Consider the following 14,766-nt stretch of genomic DNA (forward strand, 5'->3'; position numbering starts at 1 on the left):
TTTCCTCCTCTATGTATCTTCAAGAGGTTACTATATCACAGAACTTCTCCAGGGACGTGCAAAAAAGGAAGATGAGAAAAAACCGGCCCTTTCCTTTTTCCATAATCTGAGCCGGGGTTCACCACCCCCGGCTCCTGTTCCCTTCATCGCTTTTTCCTTTTTTTCCGCAGTTCTTGTCGCTCCGGTGCCGATTCAAATAATTGTTTCTCTTCCTCTGTTTCGGGAAGGACCTTCGGTACAGGAACCGGTTTTCCGTCTTTCCCGACGGCCACCATGGTGACGAAGGAAATGGCCGTCACCCGTCGATCCCCTCCCGGCCCTTTTTCCGACATTACCTTTACATAAACTTCCATCGACGTTCGGCCCGTCCAACTGACAAAGGCTTCCACGTTGACAATGTCCCCCTCCTTGACCGGGGAGAGAAAGTCCACGGAGTCGATGGAGGCGGTCACCACCGGGTTCCGTGCATGTCTCATGGCGGCGATGGCCGCCACCTCGTCGATGTAGGCCAACACCTTTCCGCCGAAGATGGTGCCCAGGTGATTGGTGTCCGGCGGCAGGACGAGGGACGTCTGAACCGTTCGGGAGTTACTTGCCGGTACTGGTTCCACGTTGTGTTCCTCCTGTCTGTGAGGTTTTTTCCCTTACCGACTATGCTACACCAAAGAGGCGTGAAAAACCGCCGGAAAGAATCGTCGGTGTGCCTCTTTGGCCGCCCCCCGGCGGACACGACGGGCCACTCGGATCGGATTCGATCCCCTCCGTGGAACACAATGCCAGTACAATTGGAAAAACCGTAAGATTGCGGTCCTTTTTGGTTGGATTGGTACCATTTATGTAATGCATCATTCTGCGTGTTGGTGTATGATCAAGATCGAGGAGCACACCCAATCCCTACGAACCCTTCGCCCCCTCGGGACGGAGGGTTTCTTTTTTTTTTGTGGAACACGACGAAGAATATGATTCCATTTTCATATTTTTTCTCCGACGCTCTCGGAATCGATCCGGTGGGGAGAGAGGGATGCACTTCTTGGGCTTGGTCGTGTTGGCCGGGCGATCAGCGCCTCCTTCCGGTGTTGTGAGGTGAATTTAGTGACAATGTGTGACAACGAAAAACCCCCGCCTCTCTCAGAAAGGCGGGGGTTCGTATTTCGATCCGAATTTACCCGGGTTTCGGGAGGCGCTTGTCTTTCTTGATCCGATCGATGTATTCCTGAGCCGTTTCCGATGAGAGATAGCGGTCGGTTTCCCCTTTCACGGGATAAGTGTCGCTGTCCCCCCTCTCCGGAACCTTCAGTCTGCGGGTTTCCATCAGGGAGATTTTCCCATGAACAATGACACACACCACATATTCTCCGGGATTCAGGTCGACCGACAGATGGGGAGTGTTTTCCCTGAAAAACAGCACCTCCCGACGGGGGTTCGCCACCGCAATCAGGTTGTTGTTGTATCCGTTGGTGTTGATATGGCACCCAGGCGGATGAAATGATGGCGGTTGATGGTTCTTTCCACCTCCAAAACAACGAACGATGATCTTTCCTTCCGAATCACTGAAATCTTTGGGAGCGTACGATACTTCTTCCCCCCGTACCTGTCCACTCTCTTTCACCACGATCGACGGATTTCCCTTTAAAATCAAACACAACCCCCGCCTCTCCTTCCGGAAAGGCGGAGGGTTTCTCCTTTACACCGCGGTTTCTTCTTGCTTTTTCTCGAAAAAATGTTTCAAGGCGTCGTACACCTGCCCTTTCTCCCGGATGACATAATGCATAAACTTGGGGTTGGGGATGTGTTTATATGCCGTCATCAGGGTGGAATGGCGGTTGTACTGGTTGACTTCGCCGTAGCCGAAGAGGTTGCTTCGATCCATCAGTTCACCCACCAGTTTGACGCAGCGTTCATTGTCCGAGGTGAGGTTGTCGCCGTCGGAGAAGTGGAAAGGGTAGATATTGTAGCGGTTGGGCGGATAACGGTCGTCGATGATCTCCAGGGCCTTGCGGTAGGCGGAGGAACAGATCGTTCCCCCCGACTCTCCTTTGTTGAAGAAGTGGTCTTCGGATACTTCCTTGGCTTCGGTGTGGTGGGCGATGAAGACGATCTCCACCTTCTCGTACCGGGTCCTTAAGAACCGGGTCATCCAGAAGAAAAAGCTCCGGGCGATATATTTTTCAAAGATCCCCATGCTGCCGCTGGTATCCATCATGGCCAGGACGACGGCATTGGAGTGGGGGATGACGATCTCCTCCCAGGTCTTGAACCGAAGGTCCTCGTCGGAGATGCGGCCGAAACCCTGATTTCCCTTCATGGCGTTTCGCTTCAGGGCTTCGAGCAAGGTCCGTTTCTTGGCGATGTTGCTCATCAATCCTTTTTTTCGGATGTCGTTGAAGCGGATGTCCTGCACTTCCAGTTCATCCTGCTCCTTTTGCTTCAACCGGGGAAGCTCCATCTCCGAAAAGAGAATTTCCTCCAGCTCTTCCACGGAGATTTCCGCTTCATAGTAATCGTGACCGGGCGCGTCTCCCGCCCCCTTCCCCTTGCCGGGCCCGGCCTTGGCGGGTTCCCGTCCGATGACGTCCCCCACCTGACTCTTTCCGTTCCCCTGACCGACATGTTTCCCCTTGTTGTAATTGTAGCGGAAGCGGTATTCCTCCATGGACCGGATCGGAATCTTCACCACTTTTTTCCCGTCGGAGAGAATGATGTTTTCCTCGCTGATCAGGTCGGACATATTTTTCTTGATCGCGTCTTTCACTTTTTCCTGGTGTCGGAGCTGGTCCTGGTACCCTTTCCGGTGGAGGGACCAGTCCTCCCGGGAAACGATGAAACCGGGGTCAGACATATCGGTTCACCTCCCATCCCGAATTCTTTCATACAAAAGTACCTGATGTGGGACTCACCCGATCATGCCATGAAACGTCCTCTCTGCCATTTTGTCAACGATTCAACAGGCTCCCGACATACCGGAGGAGATCATTGGCACAGGTGGGACAGTAGCCGTATTTGTCGATCAACGTGGCGGTCACCTCGTTGATCTTCTTCAATTGGTTTTCATCCGGGGTTTTGGTGGAGGTCGTAATTTTGACCACGTCCTTCAGGTCAGCGAAAAGCTTTTTCTGAATGGCTTCCCGCAGCCGGTCGTGACTGTTGTAATCGAACTTTTTTCCTTTGCGGGCATAAGCCGAAATCCGGATCAGGATCTCTTCCCGGAAGGCCTTTTTGGCGTTTTCGGAGATACCGATCTGCTCTTCGATGGAACGCATCAGCTTCTCGTCGGGATCCAGCTCTTCCCCGGTAAGTGGATCCTTGATCTTGGTCCAGTTGCAGTAGGCTTCCACGTTGTCCAGATAATTGTCCATCAGCGTTTTGGCTGATTCGTCGTAGGAATAGACAAATGCCTTCTGCACTTCTTTTTTGGCCAGCTCATCGTATTCTTTCCTCGAAATAGATATAAAATTCAGATAACGTTCACGCTCATCTTTGCTGATGGACGGATGTTGATCCAGACCGTTCTTGATTGCCCGCAGAATATCCAGAGCGTTCAGACAGTGGGCTTCGGTGCGGATCATGGCGCTGGAAATCCGGTTGATCACGTACCGGGGATCGATGCCCGACATGCCTTCATCCAGATGTTCGTTCTGCAGCTCTTCGACATCGGCTTCTTTGTATCCGTCGACGGACTTGCCGTCATAGAGACGCATTTTCTTGACCAGATCCATTCCCTGCTTTTTGGAGTCCTTCATCCGCGTCAGAATACTGAAAATCGCCGCGGTGTGAAGGGCGTGGGGGGCAAGGTGCACATGACTCAGATCGCTTTGTCTGACCAGTTTTTCGTAAATCTTCTCTTCTTCGGTCACTTGCAGGTTGTAGGGGATCGGCATCACGATGATGCGGGACTGGAGCGCTTCGTTTTTCTTGTTGGCGATAAAGGATTTATATTCCGCTTCGTTGGTGTGGGCGACGATCAGCTCATCCGCGCTGATCAAAGCAAACCTTCCGGCTTTGAAATTCCCTTCCTGGGTGAGGGACAAGAGATTCCAGAGAAACTTCTCGTCGCATTTCAGCATCTCCTGGAATTCCATCAGACCGCGGTTGGCCTTGTTCAGTTCCCCATCGAACCGGTAGGCCCTGGGGTCGGACTCGGATCCGTATTCGGTGATGGTGGAGAAATCAATGCTCCCCGTGAGATCGGCGATATCCTGGGATTTGGGGTCCGACGGGCTGAACGTCCCCACCCCTCTCCGGTCGTCCTCGGACATCAGCACCCGTTCCACGGGAACATCTTCGATCCGTCCGCCGTATTCCTCCTTCAGCCGGAGACGGCAGGCGGGACACAGGTTTCCTTCGATCCGGACACCCAGCTCTTTCTCCACCTCCGGCCGCATCGATTGGGGGATGAGGTGAAGGGGTTCTTCCTGCATCGGGCAACCCTTGATCCCGTACAACGCCCCCGCATCGGTGCGGGAGTACTGTTCCAACCCCCGCTTCAGCAAGGTGACAATGGTGGACTTGCCGCCGGAGACCGGTCCCATCAGCAGAAGAATCCGCTTGCGGACGTCCAGCCGGCGGGCGGCGGAATGGAAATATTCTTCCACCAGACGTTCGATGGCCCGGTCCAGACCGAAGAGTTCCCGACTGAAAAACAGGTAACGGGTCTTTCCGTTGTCATCCTTCTCGATCCCGGCATCGGCGATCATATTGAAAACCCTGGAATGAGCGGTTTGGGCCAGCTCCGGACGTTCCCGGACCATCTCGATATACTCACCGAAGGTCCCTTCCCATGCCAGCTTCTCTTCCCTCTCCCGTTTTTCGGCGATACGTTTCAGGATGTCCATCAGAAGCCTCCTCTCAGCTCCCGGCCGCTGATTGAATATGCCATAGTGCTAATTAAGGTATTCAATGTCCCCCCGACTCATGTGTCCTTTCAAATCTAGCATGCAGAAAAGGACAGACGGTTCGACGGGGTAGTATATATGTATGCGAAGGCGGGGACAATGTTTCGCCGGGATTCCTGTAAATACAAGAAAAAAAGCCGCCCGGAGGGGAGGACGGATGTCTTGTAATAAAACTTGTGAACTTTATCGCGTTAACGGATAGGAAAGTTTTATCAGGGTGTTTATACATACCCTCCATCCTTCCGGTCAACAGACACGTGCCGGACCCGGATCCCCTTGAGGGTCAAACCACAGGAAAACGGGGACAAGCGTGTGGATATGTCCGGTCCTCCCCCTGAAAGGCCGACAGGGCCCGTTTCCGCGTGGTACCTTTTCCTTTGTTGGTGGAAAAGTCCGATCCGGTCCCCTTTCCGTTCCACCCACCTGCTCTCCCCGACCTTCCACCGGATTTCCGTCGGATCTCTCTTACTATTTTACTCATTTCCGTTTTTACTGCCGAAGTGGACACAAAATCCCCGGGCCACTCGAAGTATATTTATAGAATGTCGAAAGGGGGCGAAAGATGAGAGGTAGTTGGTTGGAAAATGACCGGTTTCTGCATCATCAGCCTTTTTCGTCTGACTTTCCCCTGAAAGCGTTGTGAAAGTGAGCGGCAGCATTTACCCAAAGCCGCTCCGGCTGCACTCACAGAGCACAAGTCTCGCTTGGGTCGCTCGCTCCCCGGTCTCGCTATGCTGTCCTGCAGAGATGCAGGCACTGTCCGCTCCGAATCATCCTGCTGCGGGCAGGGGCAAAACGCCTTCGGATGCAACACAGAGAAGCTTTTGCCCCTGAACGCCCTTGCCGGCTGATTCTCCGCTGGGCAGGACAGCAAAGTCGCTATTTTGGGTAAATGCTTCCCCTTTTCTCGAAACGAACATGAAATCACAACGCTTCTAAAGATCGTTGATGGAAGTTTGAGGAACATCTTTAGACCTTATAGTCTATTGACTTCGCTTTGTCTCAATGATTATGATAAAGTCGTTCTGGAAGATTTTTCGCTTATTTCTTATCATTTTATTTTGTGAGAAAAGGAGACAGGGACATTGGATAGCCGGAAAGAACACAAGAAGCAGGACAGCAAACTGAAAGAGCTGCTCAAAAACCGCAAAGTCGTCGTGGCATCCAGCCTGGCGGTGATTCTCCTGGTCGGTTCCCTGGCGTACACCGGCGCCTTCGAGTCCGGCGACCGTTCCGTCGACTCGGCCTCTCAAAAACAAGCCCACGCTCCGAAAACTCCGACGCCGGAAGAATACGCCAAGATGTCCGATGAAGAACTGGTGGATAACGTCAGCTACTACAATGAAATCTCTCTTTCGAAAGGACAAGTGAAGCAGAAAGCTCCGCAAGCCGCTAAAATTGTGGATCAAAAGGCGAAAGACCAGAACATCAAAGTGGACCTGGACAACCAGGATTACCGGGACTTTGTCTATTCGGAGGCCATGGGTGCCGGGGACAACTCCTCTTCTCAACAAAAAAAGCAAATGATCGACTACGCCAAATGGGTTGATAAATACGAAAACAAACTGATCAACGACCGGATCCGGGAACTGGTCAAAAAAGCCAAGAAAGAGGGGCTGACCAAAGAGGAACGGATGGAACTGATCAGCCTGCTTCCCTTTGATCTCGGTCCCAAAGTGAAACCCGGAACAGGAAAGGAAAAGACCGGGAATGAAGAACCCTCCAAAGAAGGGCAACAAGATAATACCGGTGACGACACCCAGTCCGGGGATAGCCAACAAGACAGCACAAACTCCGGAGACACCACCGAGTCCATCAAAGATAATTTGGAAGACATCAAACCCGGTGACGACACCCAGTCCGGGGAACAACAGCAAGATGGCACCAACTCCGAAGACAACACCCAGTCCGCGGAACAGCAGGACGGCACCAACTCCGAAGACAACACCCAGTCCGGGAAACAACAGCAGGACGGCACCAACTCCGAAGACAACACCCAGTCCGGGGAACAACAGCAGGACGGCACCAACTCCGAAGACAACACCCAGTCCGCGGAACAGCAGGATGGCACCAACTCCGAAGACAACACCCAGTCCGCGGAACAGCAGGATGGCACCAACTCCGAAGACAACACCCAGTCCGGGGAACAACAGCAGGATGGCACCAACTCCGAAGACAACACCCAGTCCGGGGAACAACAGCAGGACGGTACCAATACGGAAGAACCGGAACAGACCCTCGGAACGGAGGCTAACGGTTACAACCGTCAAAAAGCGGTGGATTATGCCTATCAATGGTGGAACAAGCGGAACCCCGAGTACCGCTCTTATAAGTATGACTGCACCAACTTCATCTCCCAGGTTGTAAAAACCGGCGGCATCAAAGAGCGAAAGGGAGGCCGTTGGGACTGGGCGGATTACTGGTATTACAACAGTGAACAACCGTCCATGACTTGGACTGTTGCTCACAGCTTCTACCGTCATATGAAGTTGGCCCGTGGTGCCCAAAATACCGCCAACATCCCCGATCTCAAAGTGGGTGACATCATGAGCGTGGACTTCGCAAAGGATGGCGACGTTGATCACAGCGTTATCATCACCAAAATTGAAAACGGTCTGGTCTATGCCACCTATCACTCTGATGATAAAAAAGATAACTTGGTCAATGAGTGGTTTGTTAAAGCTAACGTCTACGCCTGGAAGATGGAAACCGTCAAAAACTGAATCCACACAAAACCCCCTGCATAAAATGCAGGGGGTTTCTCTGTATATCCATTATTATCTCTCAAAAACCCCGTTTCCCTCCCGGATGTCGGTGAGGAGTTGTTCCAGGGTGCCTTCCTGGTCCGGGGTGTAGGCCGGTTCTCCACGGTCGATCCGGTAGTCGGTGACCAGGTAGGTTTTCATGCCGACGGTGCCCGCCACCATGTCCTCCTGGACGTCGTTTCCGATCATGACGCACTCCTCCGGCCCGACGTCCATCTCCTTCGCCACTTCCCGGTAGTAGCCAGGCTGGGGTTTGCAGAAGTGGGTTTCTTCGTAGACGGAGACCCACTCCACCAGATCCTCCACTTCGGCCCAGCGCATCCGCTCCCGGATGGCGGCCTCGGGGAAGACAGGGTTGGTGGCGACGGCAACCCGATAGCCCCGGTCGAGGGCTGCCTCGACCACCTGACGGGAAAGCGGCGACGGCTCCACGTATTTCTTCAGGGTCGGGAAACGTTCGGCGTAGAACCGGTCGAAGAGCGGCCAGATCTCTTCCTTCTTCAGGCCGGATTGAGCCAGGAACCTCTTTTCGAACACCCTCTCGTTGGTCAGGGTTTCATCTTGATTGGCAATCATGGTTTTGGTGGCGTCCCAGATCAGCGGCACCAGTTTGTCCGGCGGCAGTACATGGGCCACATAGGGAGCCAGTTCCTTCAAGTACTGTGCGATAAAGGCTTCGGTGTCCATCGGCAAGAGTGTCCCGTCCAAATCGAAGCAGCAAACCTTCAGCATGGTTTCTTTCCCCTCTCCTGTCGCCAATCCCTTGTTGGTTGCTTCTGTTCATTCCAGCCCCGAAAAATCCGTCTGCCGGAGTGCTTCGTACAGGATGATCGCGGCGGCATTCCCCAGATTGTGGGACCGGACCACCGGACGCATGGGGATCCGGATCTGCGTCTCCCGGTGGGTTTCCAGAATTTCAGGCGGAAGCCCTCTGGACTCCTTTCCGAAGACAAAGACGTCTTCATCCCGGTAGGAGAAGTCGGTGTAGCGTTTCTCCGCCTTGGTCGTGGCACAAAAAAAGCGCCTCCCCGACAGGGATGCAGTCAACTCGTCAAAAGAGTCATAGTACCGGACATCCACCTTGTACCAGTAGTCCATTCCCGACCGTTTCAGGTATTTGTCATCGGTGGAAAAGCCCAGCGGCCGGACCAGATGGAGCACGGCCCCGGTCACCGCGCAGGTCCGGGCGATGTTTCCCGTGTTGTTGGGGATTTCCGGTTCAACCAAACAGATGTGAAACGGCATGATTCCATTCCTTTCCGATCCATTCCTGCTCTATTATAACGGAAACCGAATTGGTACTCCAGAATTGATCATACGGGGACGACCTGTTGCGAAGGATCCCCCTGTCTTCCACCCCTTGGCAGGTTGAACGAAGGGAATGTGAGGGTGGTAGACCCCGTCAGACTTGGGAGAGCATACCGCAAGGGTATTGTGGAGATTGAATGCGCGACCCTATTGTGGAAATTGGGGTGCCGGCCCTCGTCACTGTGTTCATCTATGTATTTATGATCGCCTGGGAACGAATGCATGTTCGCCTCTGTCAAAGCCACGGAAAATCTCCGCTTGCTGAAGGTACCCGACTCCATGCTGTGGAAAAATGCTCTCTGCTTCGACCCCGCCCAGTTTGCGGTGCCTCTTTCCTCTGCCAAGAGGATATTCCCACCGTTATACTGCCCAGGTTATACCAGCTGATATACAAGTATGAAGTCACCTTACTTCCATCTTGACTGACCCATCGGCCAGCATCCCACGCATGAATTTTTGGATGAGATCCTGCAATTTACCCTCCATAAAAGTTAAAGACCGGATCCCGTTTGGATCCGGTCTTTAACTCGGCCCAACATCGACTGTTACGAAGTGGGATCCTCAAGACAGTACCACATCATCCTTTACCAGTTCCTCCTGCAGCAAGGAGACATCCAGATCTGCCGGTGCACACCCGTTGTTCAGACACAGGGCTGCCGCCGTTCCCGCGGCTTGGCCGGTCCCCATCGCGCTCGGAGTAAGGCGTGAGGTGGCGATGGCTTCGTGGGAAGCGGACAGGCAACGGCCGGCCACGAGGAGGTTTTTGACAGTTTGGGGAACGAGGGAACGGTAGGGGATGTCGAAGGCGCCGTCTCCCGACACCCAGGCCACCTCCACGTTTTTTCCGGAAGGGGAATGGATGTCGATGGGATAGCCGCTTCGGCAGATGACATCTTCAAAGTGTCGTCCCGCGATCACGTCTTCCTTCTGCAGGGTGTACAACCCAACGATTCGGCGGGTTTCCCGAATGCCGATTTGGGCACCCACGTTGGAGATGCCGGCGTTTTCAAAGCCGGGAATCCACTTTTTCAAAAAGTCCGCCACCATCAATACCTGTTTCCGCCCTTCGTATTCGGCCCGGGACAGGTCTTCCACATCGGTGCCGTCAAGGTCCTGGACCCTGGTCATGTTCACCAGAACCTCGTCATCGGCCGGACCGGCGAAAAACAGAACCTGGTCCCGGTTGATCGGCAGGTCGGCCTCTTTCCACTGGGAATAAAAACCCTGGACGGCGGTCAGGGGCAGATCGGGCAGTTCCTTCACCGGGGTTTTCGGGTAAAAGTTGTCCGGGTCGGCCAGGATGGCCTCTTTCACCTTTTTCAGATCCACCCCGCGCATGCGGAACTTGGAAGTCATGGGCTGGGTTTTACGGTCACCAGGTCGCCCCTTTTCCGTGGGGGCCCCCGCCAGGTGGGCGACGTCGGCGTCCCCCGTGGTATCGATGAAGAGATCGGCGGAAACGGAGAAGCGTCCCGATTTGGTGGTCAGTTGGACGGAATGGATGGCACTCTCCTTTACGGTCAGATCATCCACAAAACTGTGGACCAACAGATCCACCCCGGCTTCTTGCAACATCTCCACTGCCAGTACTTTATAGACCTCCGGATCGTAGGGCGTGACGGTGTGGACGAACCCGCACGCGCCATCCTGCAGGGAAGAGCGGAGAAGGAAGCCGAAGCCTTGAAGGAACGATTCAAAGATCTGGAGAACGTCCGCGAACTGTATGTCAGCGCCATCAGCCCCGCCCTTGTGGTCCACACCGGCCCCGGTCTGCTGGGCCTGGTGGTCGACCCCATCGACTCGGAGACTAGAAGTATTGTGAAAAAGTGAGCGGCGCTGCAGCATTTACCCGAAGCCGCTCCGGCTGCATCTCCAATCCGGCGAAAAAAGAACACCCCGCTCGGGGTGTCAAGGCTGCTGACCAAAAGGGAAGGTCGGCAGCCTTTGTTGCTTTTAAGCCATCCCATCCCCCTGAATGATTATCTCTGATGCAGATACCGCTTGTCTTTCAGAAACAGCCGCCAGAAGAGATAAAATCCCGGAACCAGGATCGCCAGTCCGATGGCATAGGATACGAGGAGATAGCGGAACATTTCCGGGTTGGTCACGCTTTTCGCCACGGTCAGGTCGGGATAGACCAGATACGGCAGATGCGCCCTGCCGTAAGCAAAGGATGCCAGGGCGTACTGCGTGATGAAAAGGGTGAAGGACAACCGGGGAAGCCCCCGGGATTTCCCCGGGTCCCGACTCTTCCAAAAAAGCGCCAGGTAGCCGATCAAAAAAGCGGCAAAGGAAAGAAAGAACCACAGACGTTCCTCCAGCAGGCGATCCCGGAGCCAGACGGCTTCCCGTCCCATCAGAAAGGTGGTGAGCACGGCGGTTGCCAGCGTGAGCGGGCCCAGCCAAACCACGTGCCTCCGGAAAACACGATAGGTGGATTCATTATCCGCTTCCCGGGAATAATCCGCCAGGAAGGCCGCAGACAGAAAGAGCTCGCTGGACAGGCCAAATGCCAGATACGCGCAGGTCACCGGGCTGGTGAAAAGTTTCCCTATCCGGAGGGTCCGGGTCTCCGGATCGATAAATCCCCCGGTCAGGATGGGGAGCACGCTCACCAAAAGACTCGGGATCAGCACACCGGTCACCCCCGACACGATATCCAAGGTGTTGCGGAAGCGTTGCACGGAGTGATGAAAGACCATAAAGGTACTCCGGATGGTGAGCAGGATCAGGACCAAACTTCCGGGAATCAACAGGGCCATGCCGAAGGAATAGATCGCCGCCGGAAAAAAGGCGACCAGGGTGACCACCAGCAGAACGAGAAAAACGTTGGTCACCTCCCAGGTGGGAGAGAGGAACCGGTTGGCGATGGAACCGGCCTGGGCCCCTTTCCGGGTATAGACCATCCCCCAGAAACCCGTCCCGAAATCGACCGAGCCCAGGATGGCGTAGATGAAGACAAACAGCCACACAAGGGAAATCGCCAGGATAGCTTCATCCATTCCTCACCACTCCCCTTCCGCCGGATACTCTTGTTGGATCCCTTCAAGTTCCTCCCTCAGCGGATGCCGGCCGAAAAAAGAGTGCATCACGATCACCGTGCCGACGAGGAGCAGGAGATAGAGCCCGATGAACACGACGAACCAGAGTCCCAATCCGGCGGCATCCGTTACCGCCTCCGACGTCCGCTGGTAATGATACACCGTCCAGGGCTGCCTTCCGCTGCAGGTGAAAACCCACCCGAATTCAATCCCCAACATCGATAACAGGCCGGAAGGAGCCAGAGTCCCCAACAGCCAGCGCGGCAGGCTCGTTTTCTTCTTCCCCCGACGACGCCATTGGAGGATCCAGGCCAGGAAGGAGAGAAAGATCAGAAGGACCCCGATGACCACCATCAGGTTGAACAGGGTATGGACGTAAAAGGGGGGCCAGTTTTCCCTTGGGAAATCGTTCAACCCCTTCACCACCGCATCAAACCGGTTGTCGGCCAGAAAGCTCAGGGCCCACGGAATCTTGATCGCCCCCACCAGCTCCCCTTTGTCCGGATCGACGATTCCCCCTAAGGCCAGGGGGGCATAGGCCCGGGTTTCAAAATGGCCTTCGGCGGCGGCCAGCTTTTCCGGTTGGTAGTCATACAACACCTGGCCTGCGGCATGGCCGTTCCAAGCGGTGGCGAGGGACATGAGCCCCCCGACGGCCAGGGACATCATCAGGGCCTTTTTGTGGTATCCGTACTCCCGATCTTCCGATTTCCGGTGAAGCATCCTCCAGGCGGCCAGCCCGGCGATGGCGAAGGCCCCGGTCATGTAAGCGGAGGCCAACACATGAAGGGCCGCCGACGGAAAGCTCGGGTTGAAAAACGCGTTCAGGGGATGAACCTCGGTGATTTTTCCTCCGCTTGCTTTGAATCCGGTCGGAGTGTTCATCCAGGCGTTGGCCGAGGTGATCAACACCGCGGAAGCGCTCCCCCCCAAAGCCACCAGGAACACACTGACGATCCGGGTGATGGGGGAGAGGCGGTCGGCAGCGTACACATAGATGGACATAAACAGCGCTTCCAGGAAAAACGCGAACAACTCGATCTGGAAGGGAAGGGCGATCACTTCCCCCACCACTTCCATGAATTTGGGCCACAAAAGCGACAGTTGCACCGCCACGATGGTACCCGATGGGATGGCCACCCCCAACAGGATGGCCTGAGCCTTGGTCCATCTCTTGGCCATCACGGTGTAATCCCGGTCCCGGGTGATCTGGTAAACGATCTCCGACACCAGAATCATAAAGGGCAGTCCCACCCCCAGGGTGGCAAAAATGATGTGAAAAGCCAGCGAGCTCCCGAACAGCGAACGCGCAATCGTTAATTCATCCATGATCCTCACCTTTTTCCTGGAAGCGTTGTGAAAAAGTGAGCGTCAGCATTTACCCAAAGTCGCTCCGGCTGCACTCACAGAGCACAAGTCTCGCCTGGGTCGCTTGCGCTCCCCGGTCTCGCTATGCTGTCCTGCAGAGATGGTTGCACTGTCCGCTCCAAATCATCCTGCTGCGGGCAGGGGCAAAACGCCTGCGGATGCAACACAGAGAAGCTTTTGCCCCTGAACGCCCTGGCAGGCTGATTCTCCGCTGGGCAGGACAGCAAAGTCGCTATTTTGGGTAAACGCTTTCCCTTTTCTCGAAACGAACATTCAATCACAACGCTTCTAGCGGTTCCATCTTAAGGTGAGCGAAGGATTGGAATCCTATTCCAATCCGAGGTCGCTGTCGGAAAATCGCAACAAAAAACCCGCCTTCCCCATGGGCCGGCGGGTTAATTTTCCAAGTGAAAAAAGCTGTATTTGACGTTTGGCGTCCAGGCATGGGAATCCCGGTAATCCCAATACCGATGCCGGCTGTTGACGGTGTGGGCGTTCACCAGTGGCATGCCCATGGGATCAACTGCGGTGACGATGGTATTGTGCTGCCAACGCCCGTTCCCATCCCAGTCATAGCAGATGACATCCCCCATTTGCAGTTCCTGGGGGGAGGAAACCCTCCGGGCACCCATGGCGCCGCCGGAGGCAAGGTACCGTTGCAGGCTGTTGGCCACGGCCCAGCTGTAGCTCCAGTTTTCCCATGCTCCTTTGTACCACCATCCCCGGTCCCGGCGAAAGGCGAAGTCCATGGGGATCTCTCCGGCGTGGATGCATTGGGAGATGAAGTTTGTGCAATCATCCTCCATTTTCCGGTAACGGGGATTGGCCCCGTTCCACCATGCTTCGGCATATTGAACGGCCTTGATTCGATTGTACCCTTTGCCGGAAACCCCCCCTTCTTCGGGGGGCTGGTAATAGGTCCATCCTTGGTCCACATCGGTGTCCATCGTCTCATCCAGTCGGCATTCATCGATGGACCACCCGTCGCTTCCTTCCGTGAGCGACACCCGGTAGCCGTTGATTTCCTCCTGTTCAAACAGCCGGTCGGACAAGGCGTAGAGAAAACGTTGGTGAACCACCAACCGCATCCATACCTGCGATTCGTCCTTTTCCTCCCGGACCACCCGGATCCGGGTCTCCCCCTTGACCGGTTTGATCTCACGTTCCCGCTGCTGTTCCCGGATCCTCAACCACCGGTTCCGCTCATTCTCCACCCAGTCCGCATCCCCGTCCAGCACCCAATCGAAGAGGCGGTCCGGTTCCCCTTCCACCCACAGCTGGTTCTGCCCGCGGAACCAGGTGGTCACGGGCTGCCTCCAAGAACGATTTTCCATAGGCACCGTCCCTTCGAACCCATCTCTTTCCCATCATATGACGTCGGACGCGGGGTAT

12 protein-coding genes are annotated in these 14,766 nt (G+C 55.0%); 2 read left to right on the plus strand and 10 right to left on the minus strand.

Annotation, left to right across the window (positions count from 1 at the left end):
* Positions 1–143: 143 nt before the first annotated feature.
* The 4 genes from C8P63_RS04425 to C8P63_RS04440 all read right to left on the minus strand — a co-directional run bounded on the left by C8P63_RS04425 (position 144) and on the right by C8P63_RS04440 (position 4,832).
* Complete coding sequence (locus C8P63_RS04425) at positions 144–611, minus strand: acyl-CoA thioesterase (protein WP_108022123.1); 468 nt, start codon at positions 609–611, stop codon at positions 144–146.
* A 551-nt stretch (positions 612–1,162) separates the two neighbouring features.
* Complete coding sequence (locus tag C8P63_RS04430; RefSeq protein ID WP_108022124.1) at positions 1,163–1,645, minus strand: hypothetical protein; 483 nt, start codon at positions 1,643–1,645, stop codon at positions 1,163–1,165.
* 39 nt (positions 1,646–1,684) lie between these two features.
* Complete coding sequence (gene yhbH, locus C8P63_RS04435) at positions 1,685–2,839, minus strand: sporulation protein YhbH (RefSeq protein WP_108022125.1); 1,155 nt, start codon at positions 2,837–2,839, stop codon at positions 1,685–1,687.
* Between the two features lie 94 nt (positions 2,840–2,933).
* A complete protein-coding gene (locus tag C8P63_RS04440; RefSeq protein WP_108022126.1) occupies positions 2,934–4,832 on the minus strand; it encodes a PrkA family serine protein kinase in 1,899 nt (632 codons plus the stop codon).
* Between the two features lie 1,145 nt (positions 4,833–5,977).
* Here C8P63_RS04440 and C8P63_RS04450 point away from each other — a divergent pair.
* The gene (locus C8P63_RS04450) at positions 5,978–7,615 is read left to right on the plus strand and encodes an amidase domain-containing protein (protein WP_108022128.1); all 1,638 of its coding nucleotides are present in this window, start codon (positions 5,978–5,980) and stop codon (positions 7,613–7,615) included.
* 54 nt (positions 7,616–7,669) lie between these two features.
* Here the strand turns inward: C8P63_RS04450 and C8P63_RS04455 are convergent, their stop codons facing one another.
* The 3 genes from C8P63_RS04455 to C8P63_RS04470 all read right to left on the minus strand — a co-directional run bounded on the left by C8P63_RS04455 (position 7,670) and on the right by C8P63_RS04470 (position 10,666).
* Positions 7,670–8,389 carry an HAD family hydrolase gene (locus C8P63_RS04455; protein ID WP_108022129.1) on the minus strand — a complete coding sequence of 240 codons (720 nt, stop codon included), beginning with the start codon at positions 8,387–8,389 and terminating at the stop codon, positions 7,670–7,672.
* A gap of 48 nt (positions 8,390–8,437) precedes the next feature.
* Positions 8,438–8,902: a tRNA (cytidine(34)-2'-O)-methyltransferase gene (locus C8P63_RS04460; RefSeq protein ID WP_108022130.1), complete on the minus strand. Its 465-nt coding sequence runs from the start codon at positions 8,900–8,902 to the stop codon at positions 8,438–8,440.
* Between the two features lie 624 nt (positions 8,903–9,526).
* A complete protein-coding gene (locus tag C8P63_RS04470) occupies positions 9,527–10,666 on the minus strand; it encodes an FAD-dependent oxidoreductase (protein WP_342748054.1) in 1,140 nt (379 codons plus the stop codon).
* On the opposite strand from C8P63_RS04470, the gene C8P63_RS19460 reads away from it, so the two are divergent.
* Positions 10,589–10,795, plus strand: coding sequence for a DegV family protein (locus C8P63_RS19460; RefSeq protein ID WP_245920681.1), 207 nt, complete (start codon positions 10,589–10,591; stop codon positions 10,793–10,795). The two genes, C8P63_RS04470 and C8P63_RS19460, sit on opposite strands and share 78 nt — an antisense overlap.
* Positions 10,796–10,944: 149 nt before the next feature.
* Here the strand turns inward: C8P63_RS19460 and C8P63_RS04475 are convergent, their stop codons facing one another.
* The 3 genes from C8P63_RS04475 to C8P63_RS04485 all read right to left on the minus strand — a co-directional run bounded on the left by C8P63_RS04475 (position 10,945) and on the right by C8P63_RS04485 (position 14,681).
* Positions 10,945–11,967: a cytochrome d ubiquinol oxidase subunit II gene (locus C8P63_RS04475; RefSeq protein WP_108022132.1), complete on the minus strand. Its 1,023-nt coding sequence runs from the start codon at positions 11,965–11,967 to the stop codon at positions 10,945–10,947.
* A 3-nt stretch (positions 11,968–11,970) separates the two neighbouring features.
* Complete coding sequence (locus C8P63_RS04480) at positions 11,971–13,335, minus strand: cytochrome ubiquinol oxidase subunit I (RefSeq protein ID WP_108022133.1); 1,365 nt, start codon at positions 13,333–13,335, stop codon at positions 11,971–11,973.
* A 434-nt stretch (positions 13,336–13,769) separates the two neighbouring features.
* Complete coding sequence (locus C8P63_RS04485; protein ID WP_245920682.1) at positions 13,770–14,681, minus strand: amidase domain-containing protein; 912 nt, start codon at positions 14,679–14,681, stop codon at positions 13,770–13,772.
* Between the last annotated feature and the right edge of the window lie 85 nt (positions 14,682–14,766).

It is taken from the genome of Melghirimyces profundicolus (assembly GCF_003054245.1).
In the GTDB taxonomy this organism is placed as follows: Bacteria; Bacillota; Bacilli; order Thermoactinomycetales; family DSM-45169; genus Melghirimyces; species Melghirimyces profundicolus.